Raw genomic sequence first — 17,435 nt, 5'->3', positions numbered from 1 at the left:
GTACGGAATGCGGCACTTCGACATCGGGGAGACGGTCGTCAGGCGCGAGGTGCGTCCGAACGGCGGGGTGTGGAGCGAGCAGGCGCTGCGGGTCGTCGCCGACACCGACGAGGCCCTGGTGACCGCCTGCCGCCCCGGCGCCGAGACACGATGGCCGTCCCTGTACGCCACCTCCCGCCGCGCCGGAGAAGACCGCGGCATGCGCACCGCGGCGCTCGACGCGATGGCGGCCGGCCGGTGGGACCTCGTCCCCGGCGAGTGGCAGGAGACGGCCCTGCTCCTGTGGAAGCCGCCCACGGAGTGGTTCAGCGTCGACGCCTTCTTCGTCACCGACGGCAGCCGCGGACACCGACTGCGGAACTGGTACGTCAACTTCGAGTACCCCACGGCCCGTACCGAGGCCGGATTCGACACCCTCGACCTGACCGTCGACCTCGTCATCGATCCCGACCTCACCCGGTGGCACTGGAAGGACGAGGACGAGTACGCCCACGCCAGACGCCTCGGCATCATCTCCGACCCCGAACACCGCGCCGTGGAACTCGCCCGCACCCGGGCCCTCGCCCTGCTCGAAACCCGAAAGGGACCCTTCTCGGACACCGGGACATGGACGTCCTGGCGCTGGGACCCGTCCTGGCCGACACCGCGGCTGCCGTAGGCCCCGGAAGAGGAAACGGCCACGCGAAAGAGACCAGGCCGCCCCGGCCACGGCCTCGCGCCCATCCCTCACCTCACCCTCGTGCCGCGCCGCACCACCCCTCCCACCGGGACGGAAAAGAGCCCGGGACCACCACCGAGCCCGCCCCGCTCATATCGCCGGCCCGGGCACATGGCCGAGCCGTTCGGTGACGCGTTCCCGCAGGAGGAGGTACTCCTGCCAGCGGTACCGTGTGGGGCCCGGCGGGCGTTGCACCACGCGGGCGGCGGTCACGCTCTGTCCGCGGCGGAACTGCTCGCGTGTCAGGTCGAGTTCGGCGCCGTTGGGCAACCGGTTCCACCAGTGGAAGCCGTGCTGCTCACCGTCGAGATGGACCTCACCGACCATGAGGTCACCGCCGAAGAGATCGTGCACGATCAGTGCCGTGATGTCGCAGTGCCCCCAGGCCGGATTGTCCGGCTGCCACGGGGCACGGTCGAGGTCGTCCGGGGAACAGGTGTCCGCCGCCCAGGCGGACCGTAAGGCTTTGTCGAGATCCAGCAGGTTCCAAGGAGTCATGCCGACAGCTTCGCACCCACCACTGACATCGCCGCCGACGATCGACCACGCGGGCGCGAAACGGCTGGTCAGCGCGCTCCGTTGAACGCGGACACGGCCGCCGTCCCGTCCCCGGCCGTCCGCTCAACGGCTCGCCTCGAACGTCCGCACCTCGTCGGGGGAGGAGGGGGTAACCCCGGCGCGGCAGCCGCCGCGCACGCGGACGGGGCGCCGGGTCGACGGCGCCGTCCGCCCTCGCGCCAGGAGGCCGCGGAGGACCACTGTCCGCGCGTGAGGCAGCCCGCCACGGCACCGGCGAGCAAGCCTCGGAATCCCCTTTAGCATCTTTAACTACCGTATAGCAAACGGCTGTTGTGGAAGCAATCATTCCTGTTAGCGTCGACCGCGGGTGATCGATTCTGCTTCGCCCCGGCAGTTCGTGCTGCCGTTCTGCTCTTTTTCCTGCTCTCACAAGGGATGGCACCGTCATGTCTATGCCGTTCGACCCGACTCCCACCGGTCACGACGGCGGGCAGCCGCAGCTGAGCCTGGCCACGGCCGCCGCGCGCAATCTCGCGAGTACGACCAAGACCGTTCCGCAGATGCAGGGGGTGTCCTCGCGCTGGCTGCTGAGGGTGCTCCCCTGGGTGCAGGTCTCCGGAGGCGCGTACCGGGTCAACCGCCGCCTCACCCACACCCTCGGTGACGGCCGGGTGGAGTTCGTCGCCACCGGCGCCGACGTACGTGTCATCCCGGCCGAGCTGCGGGAACTGCCGCCGCTGCGCGCCTTCGAGGACGCGAGCGTGCTGAACGCGCTGGCGGACCGGTTCACACAGCGGGAGGTGGCCGCCGGGGAGACGATCGTGGAGTTCGGCCGCCCGGTCGACGAGATCGTTCTCTTCGCGCACGGCAAGGGCAACAAGCTGGGCACCGGCAAGTACGGCGACCCCGCCGTGCTCGGTGTGCTCGCGGACGGCGACTACGTCGGTGAGCAGTTGCTGACCGGTCCGGCCGGCGACTGGGACTTCACGGTACGGGCGGTCACCCCCTGCATCGTGCTGACCCTGTCACGGGACGCGCTGGAGGAGGTCCGGGGTCGTTCGGAGAGGCTGCGCAGCCACCTGGAGGACCTGCGGTCCACCTCCCTCCTGTCGCGCAACAAGCAGGGCGAGGCGTCCATCGACCTGGCCTCCGGCCATGTGGGGGAGCCGGTCCTGCCCGGCACGTTCGTCGACTACGAACTCAACCCCCGTGAGTACGAACTGAGCGTCGCCCAGACCGTCCTGCGCGTGCACACACGCGTCGCCGACCTCTACAACGAGCCCATGAACCAGGTCGAACAGCAGCTGCGCCTCACCGTCGAGGCACTGCGCGAGCGGCAGGAGCACGAGCTGGTCAACAACCGTGAGTTCGGGCTGCTGCACAACGCCGACTTCAAGCAGCGCATCCGTACGCACAGCGGACCCCCCACCCCCAACGACCTCGACGAGCTGATCTCGCGGCGGCGCAAGACCCGGTACCTGCTGGCCCACCCGAAGGTGATCGCCGCCTTCGGCCGGGAGTGCAACCGGCGCGGCCTCTACCCGCAGGGCGTGGAACTGGAGGGACACCAGGTGCCCGCCTGGCGCGGCATCCCGATGCTGCCCTGCAACAAGATCCCCGTCAGCCCCTCCGGCACCAGCTCCATCCTCGCGATGCGGACGGGCGAGGAGGACCAGGGCGTCGTCGGCCTCCACCAGAAGGGCATCCCCGACGAGATCGAGCCCAGCCTCAACGTCCGCTTCATGGGCATCAGCGACAAGGCGATCATGTCGTACCTCGTCAGCATCTACTACTCCGCGGCGGTTCTCGTCCCCGACGCGCTCGGGGTCCTGGAGGACGTCGAAATCGGTCACTACGATGACGAACCGGACGCTCACTTCCAGAAGGGGCCGGTCACCGGTGGCACAACCGTTTGAACTGCCGGACTTCTACATGCCGCATCCCGCCCGCCTCAACCCCCACGTGGAGGAGGCGCGGCGGCACTCCAAGCAGTGGGCCCGCGACATGGGCATGCTCGAAGGCTCGGGCGTGTGGGAGGAACGCGACCTCGACGCCCACGACTACGCCCTGCTGTGCGCCTACACCCACCCCGACGCGTCCGGCCCGGCCCTGTCCCTGGTGACCGACTGGTACGTCTGGGTCTTCTTCTTCGACGACCACTTCCTGGAGGTCTTCAAGTACGCCAAGGACCGTGAGGGTGGCAAGGCGTACCTCGACCGCCTGCCGCTGTTCATGCCCGCCGACCCGGCCGCGACGGTCCCCGAGCCGACGAACCCGGTCGAGGCCGGACTCGCCGACCTGTGGGCCCGGACCGTGCCGGACATGTCCGCGGACTGGCGGACCCGGTTCGCGGAGAGCACCGAGAACCTCCTCAACGAATCGCTGTGGGAACTGTCCAACATCAACGCCCACCGCATCCCCAACCCCGTCGAGTACATCGAGATGCGCCGCAAGGTCGGCGGCGCCCCGTGGTCGGCGGGACTCATCGAGTACGCGGTCGGCGCCGAGGTCCCCGCGCCGATCGCCGCCTCCCGCCCGATGCGGGTACTTCGGGACAGCTTCTCCGACGCCGTCCACCTGCGGAACGACCTCTTCTCGTACCAGCGCGAGGTCGAGGAGGAGGGGGAGAACAGCAACGGCGTGCTGGTCCTGGAGACCTTCCTCGGCTGCGGCACCCAGGAGGCCGCCGACGCCGTCAACGACCTGCTGACCTCCCGCCTCCAGCAGTTCGAGAACACCGTCGTCACCGAACTGGCCCCGCTCTTCGCGGAGACCGGCCTGCCCCCCGACCGGTGCGCGGACGTCCTCGCGTACGTCAAGGGCCTCCAGGACTGGCAGTCCGGCGGCCACGAGTGGCACCTGCGCTCCAGCCGCTACATGAACCAGGGCGCGACCGGCGGCAGACCGGGGACGACCGCACTGCCCGGGTTCTCGCTCCTCCCGCGCGGCCTGGGCACCGCGGCGGCGCACCTCGGAGTGACGACCACCGTGGGGGCCGAGGCCGGCCGGCTCCGGAGCCTCACCCACGTTCCCCACCGGAAGGTCGGCCCCTCCCTGCTGCCGGACTTCTCCATGCCGTTCCCGACCCGGCTCAGCCCGCACCTGGACGGCGCCCGCCCGCGCGTGGTCGAGTGGGGACACCGGATGGGCATGCTCGACGCCCAGCCCGGCATCCCCGGCTCGGACATCTGGGACGCGGAGAGGCTCGCCGGCTTCGACTTCCCCCTGTGCGCCGCGGGCATCCACCCCGACGCCTCACCCGACCAGCTCGACCTCACCTCCGGCTGGCTGACCTGGGGGACGTACGGGGACGACTACTTCCCCGTCGTGTTCGGCCGCACCCGCGACCTGGCAGGGGCACGGGCGGCCAACGACCGGCTCGCGGCCTTCATGCCGGTGGACGGCAGCCCGCCGCCCGCACCCGCCAACGCCCTGGAACGCGGCCTGGCCGACCTCTGGACCCGTACGGCCGGCCCGATGACACCGCGCGACCGCCGCACCTTCCGTAAGGCGGTCGAGGACATGACGTCCAGCTGGCTGTGGGAACTGGCCAACCAGGCGCAGAACCGCGTCCCCGACCCCGTCGACTACATCGAGATGCGCCGGATGACCTTCGGCTCGGACCTCACCATGAGCCTGTCCCGGCTCGCCCACGGACAGCAGGTGCCGCCCGAGATCTACCACAGCGGCCCGATGCGCTCGTTGGAGAACGCCGCCGCCGACTATGCCTGCCTCCTCAACGACGTCTTCTCGTACCAGAAGGAGATCGAGTACGAGGGCGAGGTCCACAACGGCGTCCTGGTCGTCCAGAACTTCTTCGACTGCGACTACCCGACCGCCCTCGCCGTCGTGCACGACCTGATGACCTCCCGGATGCGCCAGTTCCAGCACGTCGCGCAGCACGAACTCCCCGTCCTCTACGGCGACTTCGGCCTTTCCCCGGAGGCCCGCCGCATCCTGGACGGCTATGTGCGCGAGCTGGAGAACTGGCTGTCGGGCATCCTGACCTGGCACCGGGGCTGCCATCGCTACCGCGAGGAGGACCTGCGCCGCGGCCTCCTCGCCGGCCGGCCACGCCGCCTCGACATCCCCACCGGCCTGGGCACCTCCGCCGCACGGGTCCCGCTGCTCACCGGGCGGGGGTGACACCACCGGGGGAGTGCACCCGTACGGCCGTGAACGGCCCTGCCGCAGGCCCGCCCGTCCGGTCCAGGCCGGACGGGCGGGCCTGTCGGTGGCTACCGTCCGGAAACGTCCCCCCGAGGGAGCCGGTAGACGGACACATGGGGCCGCGACAGTCCGATACCCGTGACCGCCACTCCCCGCCGCGCGAGCGGCACCGCCACCCGACCGGTCCCGATCGCGAACTCCAGCACCCGCCCGCCACCGGCGAGTCCGACGAGACGGTCCACGGTCGGCTCCAGCACCTCGGGCGCGAACATCCCGGTCCCGGGGGTGTCATAGCTCAGGGTGGCCTCCGCGCCCCAGAGGTCTTCTTGTCGCATACGGGCCACGATGCCGGGGAGTGGGCGACGGTGGCGAGGGATTGTCGCCGCGCCACCACGCCTGGACGGGTATCGGCAGATGGCTGCCGCGCGGGCTGCTGCGCGCGGACCCGGTGCGCGGCAAGGCCCTGCTGGACGGCCACCGCGCCGTGGCCGAAGACGCCGACCCCGGTCCGCTGGCCGCCGCGGCCGGGGAGGTGCTGGAGCTGTTCGGCGGGCCGCTGCGGGACGGGTACGTACGCCCCTGGCGCGGCTGACCCGGCGGGTGCCGCCCGGGGCCTCAGCCGTCCGGCGTCGGTGAGGTCGGGGCGGACCGGAGGATCTGGCCGATCCCGAAGGCGAAGCGCTCGTCGAAGTCGCCGGAGAGGAAGTCGTCGAGGGCCAGGCCGAGTCCCGGCAGACGCTGTGCGGACGTGATGTCGCGCAGACGGTCGTGCCAGGCGGTGGGCGCGGCCTGCTCCTCCTGTACGAGGCCGAGCGTGAAGTAGAACAGGCTCCAGGCCGTCCACGCCGCCGACCGTCGAGTGGGGCAGCCGTCGAGGAGCGCCGTCACCAGCCGGTCGGCGAACGCCAGTGTGTGCGGCTCGGCGGGGAAGGTTCCGGCGACGAGCAGCGCGCCGTCGCGGTGTCCGAGCATCGCCCGGCGCAGGCGTTGGAGCAGTTCGGCGGCCTGCTCGTGCCATTCGCCGCGCAGGTCGTCCAGGGCGACTTCGCCGACGACCGCGTCCGCCATCAGTTCGAGCAGCCGGTCCTTGGTGCGGATGTGCCACATGACGGTGTTCATGCTGACGCCGATTTCGGCCGCGATCGCCCGGGTCGAGAGCTTGGCGCCGCCGCCCCTGTCGAGGACGTCGAACGCCGCGTCGATCACGCGGGAGAGCGTGATTCCGGCCGGGACGCGAGCAGCACCTTGCCTCTTGTTCATTGACCAAGTATACAAGGAAGCGTTCTTGGTCACTGATAGAGAGGCTGGGTATGGACAACAACGTCGTGATCGCGGGCGGCGGCCCCACCGGCATGTGGCTGGCATGCGAACTCCGCCTGGCCGGAGTGGACACCGTGGTGCTGGACGAGAGTCCCGCCATCGACCCGCACTCCCGTGCCCTGACCGTTCACCCCCGGACGATCGAGACCTTCGCCCTCCGGGGCGCCCACCGGCCGCTCCTCGCCGAGGGCGGCCGCATCCCGAGCGGACACTTCGCCGTCCTCGACGACCGCCTCGACTTCCGGACGCTGGCCACCGATTTCCCGTTCACCCTCACCATCCCCCAGGCCCGGACGACCGCCCTGCTCCAGCAACGCGCCCTCGCCCTCGGCGCGGACATACGGCGCGGACACCGGCTCACGGAGTTCACCGAACACGGCGACACGGTCCGTGTATCGGTCGAGGGACCGGACGGCCCGTACGAACGGGAAGCCGCCTACCTCGTGGGCTGCGACGGCACACGCAGCACGGTGCGCGAATGCGCCGGCATCGCGTTCGAGGGGGACCGGTTCACCACGCTCGGCGCACTCGGCGACGTGATCCTCGACGATCCGCCGCAGGGCCCCGTGACGAGCCGTTGGGGGCTGGACGGCACCCTCATGTGCGTGCCGCTGCCCGACGGCCGGTACCGGATCGCGGTGCACTCGCCCGAGGACGTCCGCACCGACTGGCCGGGCGAACTCACCCTCGACGAACTCCGCGAACGGGTCACGCGCGTACTGGGCACCGATCACGGAATGCGGGACCCGTCCTGGCTGTCCCGCTACGGAAACACCAGCCGGGTGGCCCGGAACTACCGCAAGGGACGCGTACTCCTCGCCGGGGACGCGGCCCACCAGCACATGCCGGCCGGCGGCGTGGGCCTGAACGTCGGCGTCCAGGACGCGATGAACCTGGGCTGGAAGCTCGCCGCGACGGTCCGCGGATGGGCGCCGGAAGGACTCCTCGACACCTACCACGCGGAACGCCACCCGGTCGGCGTGGACACGATCGAACACACCCAGGCACAAACCGCGATCTTCATGAATTTCTCCAGCCAAGGACAGGCACTGCGCTCCCTGCTCGGAAAACTCATCGCGGAACGCCCTGAATTCAGGGACGCCCTCACCGAACGCCTCTCGGGCCTCCATGTCTCGTACGCTGTCCCGGGCTCGTCACACCCACTGGCCGGCCGCCGGGCACCGAACCTGGCACTCTCCGGGGAACAGCACCTCTTCCCCCTTTGCGAAGACGGCCGCTACGTACTGATCGACTTCGCTCGCGCAAGGGGCTTCGACGTGGCCGGCCTGCGCCTGCGTGGCGCCGACGAACACGTCGTCCGCTACCGGTGCGCGCCGGGGGACGAGCAGTCCCGGGCGGAATGGTCGGCCGTCAGCGCGGCGCTGATCAGGCCCGACGGGTACGTCGCGTGGGCCTCGGAGGAGAAGTCCGGACGGGTTCTGAGGGCCGAGGCGGAGCGGGTGGTCGCGGCGTTGGACGGCGGGGAGCGTGAGGTGAGCCGCGTGTAGGGGACGGCTTTCGAACGCTTGGGTCTCGGAGCGGGGCATGGTGGGGCCCGGCGTGCGGGGCTGGGGCGGCGGCGCGTGCGGTGGTACGGACGTCGCCGCCCGCCCGCGCGTCTTGCGCCGGCCTTGCCGTGGCTCCGGCCCTGATGCACCCCGCCGGGCAGGGCTCGTCCTGTGGCTGCTGCCGAGGTGTGTACGACTGTCGGGCGGCGGTATTCGGGTATTTCTTCCCGTCCGGTTCAGGACTTTCGGCCCGCTTCGACCGGGAAACCCGTCGATAGCTTTACCGGAATTGCCGACGATCGAACCGCCACCGGCATTGATCTCGTGAGCACCATCCGCACAGGGGGACGTACTTGAGAAAAGCAGGAACGGTGGTGTGCGCCCTGATGGCGGTGGCGCTGCTCGGCGCATGCGACCCCACCGACAAGACACCCCAGCGGGCCAAGGACGGCATCACCGGCCTTCAACTCAGCGTCACCGGCATGCCGACCCCAGGAACACTCTCCGCGCTGGAGCACGTGCTGGCCCGCATCCAGTCCCGCGACCCGGACGGACTCGCCGAACTCGCGGTGGAGGACGACGCGCAGGAGCCCGCACGCGAGTGGGTGAAGAGATGGCACGGTCCCGCGCAGAAACCGATGACCGCGGACTTCAGCGAGGCGAGCGAACGCGTATCGGTCGACGTCCGCTTCGAGGGAGTGCGGGAGAAGCTTTCCCTGACCCTTCAGTGGGACGAGGACAGCGAGGACGACTTCGAACTCGTCCTGCGAGAGGAGGAGTAGGAAACCGTGGCCTCGGGCTCGGCCCGATCCCGTGGTTCGGAGATCGAGGTACGGACTTGCTGCCCTTCGTGAAACGCGACGACGCAGTAGTCCGCTGTTCCCCGGCACCTGCCAGAGGCGTCACCTGAATGTCTCTTGCCGCTGAGCGGGGCCGGTTCGTGCTGCGGGCAGCGCGGAGCCCCGGAAACGCGCTGTGCCGCATTGTCACGTCGTTTGATGACGAACATCCTGGTGGGAGAGGGCCGGAACGAGACCGATGTTCGCCAGGACGAGGGAGCGCGGCCACTCCCTTTCCCCTGCGTGCGGTGATCCAGTCCCCGGAGGAAAACGGGATGCGTGGGAGTCCCGTGGCTGACACGCTGCGCCGGTGAATCGTGAAGAGATCTCCAGGATCGCGCATGCCGAACACCCGGTGAAGGCTCCGGTCGACGACGATTCCGTGCGTCGGCTGCTGGAGCGTGGACTCCCGCCCGGTAGCGGGCGCGTACTCGACCTCGGGTGCGGTGGTGGTGAGTGGCTCCTGCGCGCCCTGGCCATGCGGCCGGACCTGCGTGCCGAGGGGGTGGACATCTCCGGGGAAACCCTGGCACAGGCACGCCGGGCAGCGCGTGACCGTGGTGTTCATGAGCGTCTTGTCCTCCACCACCAGGAGGCCGGGGACTTCGCCTCCTCGCGGCCGTTCGACCTGGTGATCAGCGTAGGGGCCACGCATGCCTTCGGCGGACTGCTCCCCACCCTCGCGGCGGCACGCGAGCACCTGGCTCCGGGCGGTCGTGTCCTGGTCGGTGACGGGTTCTGGGACCGCGCCCCTTCCCCGGAGGCCGTCGAGATGCTCGGGGACTTCATGGACCTGGCGACCACCATGGACCGTGTCGTCGAGGAAGGGTGGACGCCCGTCGACGGGCATATCAGTACGCGTCGTGAACTGGACGACTACGAATGGGCCTGCTGGGGCACGTTGGCCTCTTGGGCTCTGGACCATCCGGATGATCCGGACAGTGCGCAGGTGCTTGCGACGGCCGCCACCCGTCGCTCGGAATGGCTGCGCGTCTACCGGGACACCTGGGGCTTCGTCTCCCTGGTGCTGCGCCGGACTCCGGAGTGACGGTCATTCGCTTGGCGGTGGGCTGACCGGAGCCGGCGGTCGGTTGCGCGGCGGTGAGCTTCCTGCCAGGGACGGGACGACGGTCGGCGCGGCACGTGCGAAGTGATACGTATCAGTTCGCACGTCGACTTTTCGCTGGCAACGGCTCGGCAACCAGGGCACCCGTCGCACGTCTCACGCTGTGGAGAGGCCTCCGGGACTCGCTCCGCGCGATGACGGCCCCGCCCGGCGACCGGTTCTCCGCCACCGCCGGGCACATCCCGCCCCCTACGACAGGTCACCCATGACGCGACACACCACCCGCCGATCCCTGCGCCTGACGGCCCTCGGCTGCGCCCTCGCCGTATCCGTCCTCGCCACGCCCGCGCACGCAGCCCCCGCCTCGTCGGGCCGCGCCGGCGCGACACGCGAAGCCCGTTACGACCTCGGCGACCAGGCATTCCGGCCCCCGGCCTCCCTCGGCTACGAGGGCAGCAGCGAACTCGCCGCCACCGTCTACTACCCGGCCGACCTCGGCAAGGGCCGCCATCCCGTGGTCCTCATGCAGCACGGCCACTGGGAGACCTGCGCCGACGCCGCGGCCGCGACCGACCGGGCCGCCGCGGAGAAAGCCCGTGACCAGGCACGGGAGCGGGGTGACGAAGCCGAGGCCGCGCGCCAGGAAGCGGCCGTCGAACGGGCCGACAACGCACTCTGGGCCTGGCCCTGCGCCCCGGGCACCCCGCAGATCCCCAGCAGCGAGGGGTACGACTACCTCGGCCACGCCCTGGCGGCCCGCGGCTTCGTGGTCGTCTCGGTCGGCACCAACGGCATCAACGCGACGGACTCCGGACAGGCCCCCACCGTCTACCACGCGCGGGCCTTCCTCATCGAGCGGCATCTGCGGCTCTGGCAGCGACTGACCGACAAGGGGAACGGGCCCCTGCGCACGGCTCTCACCGATGCGCGCACCGGCGCCCCCGTGACGACCGACTTCCGCGACCGCCTCGACCTGAACCGGGTCGGTCTCCTCGGCCACTCCATGGGAGGCGGCGGCGTCATGCAGGAGATCTCCGACGCCCACCGTTCCGCCTGGCCCGCCGGCATCGGCATCAAGGCCGCCTTCGCCCTCGCCCCCACCGCCACATGGGACGGCGACCCGGTGACCCGTACCCCCTTCGCCGTCATGTGGGGCACCTGCGACGAGGTCAACACGGGAAACTACGTGGAGCAGAACCGCGCCGCCACCCGCGCGCCCCTTTACCAGTACGCACTGACCGGCGGCAACCACAGCTCGTACAACCGCCAGTGGTCCCCCGCCGGCGGCCAGGTGGCCGCCCGGGACGACGCCCGGCCGGGAAGCCGCCCAGGAACCTGCCGCACCCAGTACCCCGACCGCACCACCCCGCAGCACGACGACCCGCAACTGACGGAACAGCGGCAACGACAGCTCACCACCCACCGGGTGACGGCTTTCTTCGAACGGTTCCTACAGGGGAAGACCGCACGGGAGCCTTATCTGACCGGTGAACGTCCCTTTCCGGGTGAACCGGAGGGAGTTGTTACGTCGTCCTTCGTGTCCGGGAAGTAGGCGCGGTTGTACGGACCGCTGATGGGGTGCCGTGCGGGCGGAGTCCGGCGTATGGGCTCCCACACCAGAGTGCTCTTGGCCCCTTCGTCATGGCACCTTCTACGAAACACGCGTCCCCGAAGCAGTTGTCGCATGACCAGCGCGGCTTGACGACGAACATCGAGGCCCCGCGCATGCCTCCGCACCCGCCCCCGCGCTCGTCCCCCTCCTGCCGGGGGCGGCGTGGTGGCGGGTGCTGTGGTGGTTCAGGCGACGGTGCCGTTGGTGGGGTGGGGTGTGCGGGGGTGGAGGGTCATGGGGATGTGGTCGGGGCGGGCGACGGCGGAGACGACTTGGCGGGGGGTGTGGCCGGGGGTGGGGGTGAGGTGCCAGGTGCGCAGGATTTCGGCTGCGGCGATGGTGGCTTCGGCCAGGGCGAACTGGTCGCCGATGCATTTGCGGTTGCCGCTGCCGAAGGGGGTGAAGTTGCGGGTGTTGATGTTCGGGTCGAGCCAGCGGTCGGGGTTGAAGCGGTCGGCGTCGGGGCCGAAGAGGGCGGGGTCGCGGTGGATGGCGTAGAGGCTGAAGGCGACTTCGGTGCCGGCGGGGAGGGCGGTGGTGCCGAGGGTGACGGGGTGGGTGCTGCGGCGCATGAGGAAGGTGACGCCGTGGAGGCGGATCACCTCGTCCAGGGTGCGTCGCATGGCGGTCAGACGGGGGACATCGTTGATCGTGACGGGGCGTTCGCCGGCGACATCACGTACTTCCTGGACGACCTGTTCGCAGACGTCGGGGTGGACGGCGAGGTAGTGCAGGGCCCAGGCGAGGGTGGAGGCGGTGGTCTCCGCGCCGGCGAACAGCAAGGTGGCGACCTCGTCGCGGACCTGGGTGTCGTCGAGGTCCTTCTCGCGCAGCAGCTGGGCCAGCAGGTCGTCGTGTTCGTGCATATGACCGGTGGCGCGTGCGGTGGTGATGACCTCGTCGATGATGCCGCTCAGGCGTGCCGAGGCGCGGTCGAAGAGGCGGTTGTAGCGGACGGGCAGCCGGTCGAGGGCCTTGGGGGAGGCGGCGCGTTTGAGGAGCATGTCGAGCAGGACGGGCAGTTCGGTGCGGATGGTCTCCACGGCCGGTTTGCCGATCTCGGAGGTGAACAGGCTCATGGCGATGCTGTCGATGGCGTAGGTGGCAGCGGCCTCGTAGAGGTCGATCTGCTGTCCCGGGCGCCATGAACGGGCGAGGTCGCGCGCGTTGCTGCTCATGATCTCGGAGTAGCCGGCGATGCGTTCCTTGCTGAACATCGGCTGGATCAGGCGGCGGTGCTTGCGGTGCAGTTCTCCGTCCGCGGTCGACAGCCCTTCACCGGCCAGGCGCTTGAGCCGCTGGAAGAACCGGCCCTTCTCGAAGTGCCGGCCCTCCCGTACCAGGACGTCGTGCAGCCGTTCGTGCGTGGTGGCCACGTAGACGGGCATCCGCCCCAGCCGGATACGGACCAGTCCCCGCTCGTCGGCGTGCTCGCGCAAGGAGAGCAGGAAGCCGAACGGGTCGCGGTACAGGGCCAGGGCGTGTCCGAGGAGGGGGATCGCGCCGGGGGCCTCGGGTATCGGCGGGGTTCCGGTCTGCTGGGGGGCGGCTACGGACACAGGGTTCCTTCGGTCGTGCACGGCACGCATCGGCGCACCGCGTCATGTACGGGCTTGATTCAGTCTGCCCACCTGGGGCCGGAAAGAAAGATCGGATGTCTTTTCCATCCTCTGTGACAGTGCTCAAGCGGGCCGCTCCGCCGTCTCATGATGGCGTGTCATTGCAGGTCAGTGCGGCTTTTTGTCTTGGTGGGGGTGTTGTTGCCGGGTGTGGCGGGTCCGGGGGAGAGGTATGTCTCAACCTTGCGGCCGTGCAGTGCATATGGCGGAAAATGAGCTACTACGGGTCGGTAGGTCGGTGGGGGCTGTGGCGTCGGGGGTGGGGCGGCATTGTCGTTGCGTCTGCCTGGTGGTGGGGGTGTGTGTCTGGCGTGGGGACGGTGCTTCGTTCCGCGGTGGGTGAGGGTGAAGCGGGGCCAGTCGGGGGCCGTGGTGTCGCGAGGAAGGGGGCCGGTCGCGGACGCTGGCTGCGGGCGATGAGCGGTGGTGGCCCGGATGCCTGGTTGCTGTTGTGCTGAGTGAGGCGTCGTCACCTGTGTTGCGTGCCGTGCCGGAAGGGGCCGACGGCCTGGTGATCCGCCCGGTGTGCCAGGAGCGGCTCACGGCCACCGGCTGGTCATGGGCACGATCGGCGGCCTGTCCCGCAGTCCCTGCCTGCCCCCCGGTGCCGCGGAACACGTCGGCGTCGAGGGCGATGTCCGTCGCGGGGATGGCCTGGCAGGTGAGGGCGTGGTGGTCGGGGCAGTGTCGCCGGTGGCGGACGGGGTTTTGAGGCGGCCGAGGACGGGGGATGCCGATGCCGGCCGCAGGCAGGACCGCCGCACGGTGGTGGTCGAGGGGAGGCCGAACAGGTCGGACGGCGCGGTGGCCTCTACCCGTGCCCCGGGAGGAGCGGTGCGCGCGGGGGAGGACGCGTCGCCTCGACCCGCCGTTCCCTCACCCGGTAGGTCTCGGGGTGCCGAGGGCGCGGACGGTGGAGGAATAGGGCGGGTCGTGGCGTGTGTGCAGCGCCGGGGCGCCTGCGGCGGGCGTGTCCCGGCGTACGGGATTGCGGCTCCGGTTCACCGCTGCGCTTCCGGGGCGGCCATGTGGGGGCGCAGGTAACGGTGGAGGATCAGGTGAAGGGTGGGGAGTTGGGTGGCCGGGTCGAAGGACGGGTCGGTGGCGGCGCTCGTGTAGAGGGCGGCGATGAGGGCCATGAGCCAGGCCGCGGTTTCCTCCGGGTCCAGGGCGGGGTCGATCTGGCCGGTCGCGGCGGCGTGGCGCAGCACGGTGGTCAGGGTGGAGCGTTCCTCGGCGCTGTCGCGGCTGAGGAGTGCTTCCAGTTCGGGGTCGCGGTAGGCCTGGACCATCGCTTCCATGACGAGGGCGGGGACCAGCGGCTGGGTGGCGGGGGAGGCGAGGAGGTCCACGGTGTCCAGGAGCGCGGTCCACGGGTCGTCGGCCGTGCGGGCGGCCGCCAGGCGCTCGGCCTTGGTGGTGCCTTCGCGTTCGTCGTCCTCGAAGACGGCGTGGAAGAGGGCGCGCTTGTTCGGGAAGTAGTGGAACAGATTGCCCGTGCTGATGCCCGCGGCCTTGCAGATCTGCGCCGTGGTGGTGCGCTCGAAGCCTTTGGCGGCGAAGAGCTGGGCCGCTGCGTCGATGATGTGCCGGCGCCGTGCCCGGTGCGCGGCCGGGTCGACTGTTCTCATCGTGGCTCCCTCTGTGTCGGCTTTCCGGTGCTCGTCAATAATAGACCGAGCGCTCGGTCTATTATTGACGAGCACCGGGAGAAACGAGGGGAAACATGCGTATGGACAAGAGGCTTGACGGGCAGCCGGGCGGGGGCGGTACCACGGTGCTCGGTGAGCCGGTGTGGGCCACGGTGTGCGTCTACATCGTTTTCGTGCTGGTGGGGGCGGGCGTCGGCGTACTCGCCTCCCTCCTGGCGGAGTGGATGGTGACCTTGCCCTGGGCGCCGATGAAGGGACCGGCCGAACTCGCCGTGACCCTGCCCGCGCCGGTGCTGCCCGCCGCAGGAGCGGTGGCGGGCCTGGCCTTCGGGCTCGTCGCCCAGCACGAACAACTGGTCGTCCGTCTGTCCGACGACCACGTCGCCCTTACGCGCAAGGGGAAGCGGCAGGAATGCGCGCGCGACGCCGTCGCCGCGGTGTTCCTGGACGGCAAGCAGCTGGTCCTGCTCGGTCGCGACGGCGGCGAACTGGCCCGCTATCAGTGCGACCTGGCCGCCGACCGCCTGGCCGGCGCCTTCACCGCACACGGCTACACCTGGGCCGACGCCGACCCGCACCAAGGCGACTTCCGTCGCTGGGTTCCCGGCACCCCCGGCCTGCCCCAGGGCGCCGATGCCGTCCTCAAGGCCCGCCAGAAGTCCCTGGAGAAGAAGGGCCCCTCCGACGACGAGACCCGCGAACTGCGCGAGGAGCTGGGCCGCCTCGGCATCGTCGTCAGGGACGAAAAGCGCCGCCAGTACTGGCGGGCCGTCCGGGGGGCGGGGCCGGGCGGCGAGTGAGGACGGGGCGGGCGGGGCCTGGCGGGGAGGTGAATCGGCGTCGTCCGGTGTGGTCGGCGGGGGAGTGGTGGCTGGGATGCGCCGCACGGCCTGGGTGTCCCGGACGGCTCACCCGCTCCGTCTCGGTCCCGCCCGGCCTCGGCCCGGTTCGACCCTGCCTCGGTTCGGCCCGGCTTCGGCGTGCCTCGGCCCAGTCCGGCCGACTCCGCTCGGTGCAGCGTGCCCGACCGCAGCCCGGCCCGCTGCCGACCGCGCCCCGCACGACCCCGAGCCGACCGCCGCCTGCCCCCCAGACACCGGCACACCCGCCCCGAAGGCGATGCCGACCACGCGGCCCGGCCACCGGTGTTCACGCCCGTGACCGGACGGGAACGCCTTGCCGCCGTCGAGCGGCGCCCGGGAGAAACCGGCCACCCTCCAGCCGCCGAGGAGGCTGCGGCTCAGCGGCAGAGACCGCCGCGGCCGGTGTCTCGCCCGGCACGGCCGAACGCCTCCGCGCCGAGGCGCACCAGCACGCGGCGAGCCAGCCCCTGGACGGCATCCGCAGCAACGCGGGGACCCAGGACACCGACCACCGCACCCCTACAAACAGGCAACCCGGCATAATTCACCCCTCAGTGAACCCGGGCTCAGCGGCGTCAACAACCTGCGCGTGCGCCCTCACTCCATACGTACGGCCACCGGAAGACACCGCGGCCCACGGACCAGCAACCCCGGCCGGTACGGCAGCCGCTCCACATCAACGGCCACACGTACGCCGCCGAGCGCGTCGAACAGGATCGGAAGGGCGAGCGTGGCCTCCAGCCGGGCCAGGCGGGCCCCGACGCAGAAGTGCGGCCCGTGTCCGAAGGCCGCGTGCGGCGCCGCGCGCCCGCCGCCCGCCGCCGGGAGGTAGCGCGCCGGCCGGAACGTGTCGGGGTCGGGGAAGTACGCCGGGTCGCGGTTCGCCGCAGCCAGCACGACCAGAACCGAGTCGTCGGCCGGCACCTTCGCCCCGCCGCCCAGATCCACCGGTTCGCGCGTCCGCCGCCAGGTCGCCCCCTCCAGCGGGCTGTCGTAGCGCAGGGTCTCCTCCACCACCGCGGCCCAGCGCGCGCCCGGACCGCGTCGGGCGGCGGCGAGTTCACCCGGATGGGTGAGCAGCCGCAGGCAGGCCGAGGCGAGCAGGTTCATCGTCGTCTCGTAGCCGGCGAACAGCAGCAGGAATGCCATGGCGAGCAACTCGTTGTCATCGAGGCCGTCCTCGCCCCTGTCGTCGACCAGCGCGCTGAACAGGTCCTCGCCCGGCGCCCGCCGCTTCTCGGCGATCAGCCCGGCGACGTAGTCGTGCAGCAGGACCCATGCCTCGTCGACGGCGCCCTCGGGCAGCGCGTTCGCGGGCGAGCCGACCCGGTAGGTCCACTCCCGCAGGTTCCCGCGGTCGGCCTCCGGCACCCCCAGCACCTCGCTGATCACCAGGATCGGCAGCGGAAAGGCGAAGCTCTCCACCACGTCGACCGTCTCTCCCGCGGCCAGCCGCCCGGCCATGTCCTTCGCCAGGGCGGCCGCCAGGGCGGCGATCCGGGGCCGCAGCGCGTCCACGCGCGGCGGGGTGAACGCGGCGGCCGCAAGA

General features: G+C 70.8%; 14 protein-coding genes and 1 pseudogene. 9 read left to right on the top strand and 6 right to left on the bottom strand.

Translation table 11 applies throughout. The features are described from left to right. The first annotated feature begins 7 nt into the window (after window positions 1–7). A complete protein-coding gene (locus tag AC51EU_RS04980; RefSeq protein ID WP_496265404.1) occupies window positions 8–658 on the top strand; it encodes a ribonuclease FAU-1 family protein in 651 nt (216 codons plus the stop codon). A 150-nt stretch (window positions 659–808) separates the two neighbouring features. Here the strand turns inward: AC51EU_RS04980 and AC51EU_RS04975 are convergent, their stop codons facing one another. After that, complete coding sequence (locus tag AC51EU_RS04975; RefSeq protein ID WP_496265403.1) at window positions 809–1,216, bottom strand: YunG family protein; 408 nt, start codon at window positions 1,214–1,216, stop codon at window positions 809–811. Between the two features lie 467 nt (window positions 1,217–1,683). On the opposite strand from AC51EU_RS04975, the gene AC51EU_RS04970 reads away from it, so the two are divergent. Then, the gene (locus AC51EU_RS04970) at window positions 1,684–3,153 is read left to right on the top strand and encodes a family 2B encapsulin nanocompartment shell protein (protein ID WP_496265402.1); all 1,470 of its coding nucleotides are present in this window, start codon (window positions 1,684–1,686) and stop codon (window positions 3,151–3,153) included. After that, entirely contained in the window at window positions 3,137–5,383 is a 2,247-nt protein-coding gene (locus tag AC51EU_RS04965; RefSeq protein WP_496265401.1) for a family 2 encapsulin nanocompartment cargo protein terpene cyclase, read from the top strand. Before AC51EU_RS04970 ends, AC51EU_RS04965 begins: the two co-directional genes overlap by 17 nt. A 122-nt stretch (window positions 5,384–5,505) precedes the next feature. On the opposite strand, the pseudogene AC51EU_RS04960 reads toward AC51EU_RS04965, so the two are convergent. Further along, window positions 5,506–5,742, bottom strand: a pseudogene (locus AC51EU_RS04960) (SAM-dependent methyltransferase); the annotation flags it as partial. 20 nt (window positions 5,743–5,762) lie between these two features. Between AC51EU_RS04960 and AC51EU_RS04955 the strand changes: the two are divergent. Further along, complete coding sequence (locus tag AC51EU_RS04955; protein WP_496265400.1) at window positions 5,763–5,999, top strand: hypothetical protein; 237 nt, start codon at window positions 5,763–5,765, stop codon at window positions 5,997–5,999. Between the two features lie 23 nt (window positions 6,000–6,022). Here AC51EU_RS04955 and AC51EU_RS04950 read toward each other — a convergent pair whose 3' ends face one another. Next, a complete protein-coding gene (locus AC51EU_RS04950) occupies window positions 6,023–6,667 on the bottom strand; it encodes a TetR/AcrR family transcriptional regulator C-terminal domain-containing protein (protein ID WP_496265399.1) in 645 nt (214 codons plus the stop codon). A gap of 50 nt (window positions 6,668–6,717) precedes the next feature. Between AC51EU_RS04950 and AC51EU_RS04945 the strand changes: the two genes are divergently transcribed. From AC51EU_RS04945 to AC51EU_RS04930, 4 genes are all read left to right on the top strand, one after another. Continuing rightward, window positions 6,718–8,235, top strand: a complete 1,518-nt coding sequence (locus tag AC51EU_RS04945) for an FAD-dependent monooxygenase (protein ID WP_496265398.1) — start codon at window positions 6,718–6,720, stop codon at window positions 8,233–8,235. A gap of 353 nt (window positions 8,236–8,588) precedes the next feature. Then, window positions 8,589–9,017, top strand: a complete 429-nt coding sequence (locus AC51EU_RS04940; RefSeq protein ID WP_496265397.1) for a hypothetical protein — start codon at window positions 8,589–8,591, stop codon at window positions 9,015–9,017. 367 nt (window positions 9,018–9,384) lie between these two features. Further along, window positions 9,385–10,122 (top strand): SAM-dependent methyltransferase, encoded by a 738-nt coding sequence (locus AC51EU_RS04935; RefSeq protein ID WP_496265396.1) that lies wholly within the window; start codon window positions 9,385–9,387, stop codon window positions 10,120–10,122. Between the two features lie 283 nt (window positions 10,123–10,405). Continuing rightward, window positions 10,406–11,692, top strand: a complete 1,287-nt coding sequence (locus AC51EU_RS04930) for an alpha/beta hydrolase family protein (protein WP_496265395.1) — start codon at window positions 10,406–10,408, stop codon at window positions 11,690–11,692. A 245-nt stretch (window positions 11,693–11,937) separates the two neighbouring features. Here AC51EU_RS04930 and AC51EU_RS04925 read toward each other — a convergent pair whose 3' ends face one another. Beyond that, window positions 11,938–13,311, bottom strand: coding sequence for a cytochrome P450 (locus tag AC51EU_RS04925; RefSeq protein ID WP_496265394.1), 1,374 nt, complete (start codon window positions 13,309–13,311; stop codon window positions 11,938–11,940). A gap of 1,061 nt (window positions 13,312–14,372) precedes the next feature. Then, window positions 14,373–15,002: a TetR/AcrR family transcriptional regulator gene (locus AC51EU_RS04920; RefSeq protein ID WP_496265393.1), complete on the bottom strand. Its 630-nt coding sequence runs from the start codon at window positions 15,000–15,002 to the stop codon at window positions 14,373–14,375. 101 nt (window positions 15,003–15,103) lie between these two features. On the opposite strand from AC51EU_RS04920, the gene AC51EU_RS04915 reads away from it, so the two are divergent. Further along, the gene (locus AC51EU_RS04915) at window positions 15,104–15,823 is read left to right on the top strand and encodes a YqeB family protein (protein ID WP_496265392.1); all 720 of its coding nucleotides are present in this window, start codon (window positions 15,104–15,106) and stop codon (window positions 15,821–15,823) included. 660 nt (window positions 15,824–16,483) lie between these two features. Here AC51EU_RS04915 and AC51EU_RS04910 read toward each other — a convergent pair. Beyond that, window positions 16,484–17,435 (bottom strand): cytochrome P450 (locus AC51EU_RS04910; RefSeq protein ID WP_496265391.1); only part of this gene is annotated, 952 nt, incomplete at its 5' end.

The sequence above is a fragment of the Candidatus Streptomyces philanthi genome (assembly GCF_059553635.1).
This window is presented reverse-complemented; position numbering and strand designations above follow the sequence as displayed.

What these genes read in the sequence shown, in the direction of transcription:
- AC51EU_RS04915 (WP_496265392.1), top strand. Translation starts at nt 15,104, where the DNA reads ATGGACAAGAGGCTTGACGGGCAGCCGGGCGGGGGCGGTACCACGGTG.
- AC51EU_RS04950 (WP_496265399.1), bottom strand. Translation starts at nt 6,667, where the DNA reads ATGAACAAGAGGCAAGGTGCTGCTCGCGTCCCGGCCGGAATCACGCTC.
- AC51EU_RS04975 (WP_496265403.1), bottom strand. Translation starts at nt 1,216, where the DNA reads ATGACTCCTTGGAACCTGCTGGATCTCGACAAAGCCTTACGGTCCGCC.
- AC51EU_RS04920 (WP_496265393.1), bottom strand. Translation starts at nt 15,002, where the DNA reads ATGAGAACAGTCGACCCGGCCGCGCACCGGGCACGGCGCCGGCACATC.
- AC51EU_RS04945 (WP_496265398.1), top strand. Translation starts at nt 6,718, where the DNA reads ATGGACAACAACGTCGTGATCGCGGGCGGCGGCCCCACCGGCATGTGG.
- AC51EU_RS04980 (WP_496265404.1), top strand. Translation starts at nt 8, where the DNA reads ATGCGGCACTTCGACATCGGGGAGACGGTCGTCAGGCGCGAGGTGCGT.
- AC51EU_RS04970 (WP_496265402.1), top strand. Translation starts at nt 1,684, where the DNA reads ATGTCTATGCCGTTCGACCCGACTCCCACCGGTCACGACGGCGGGCAG.
- AC51EU_RS04930 (WP_496265395.1), top strand. Translation starts at nt 10,406, where the DNA reads ATGACGCGACACACCACCCGCCGATCCCTGCGCCTGACGGCCCTCGGC.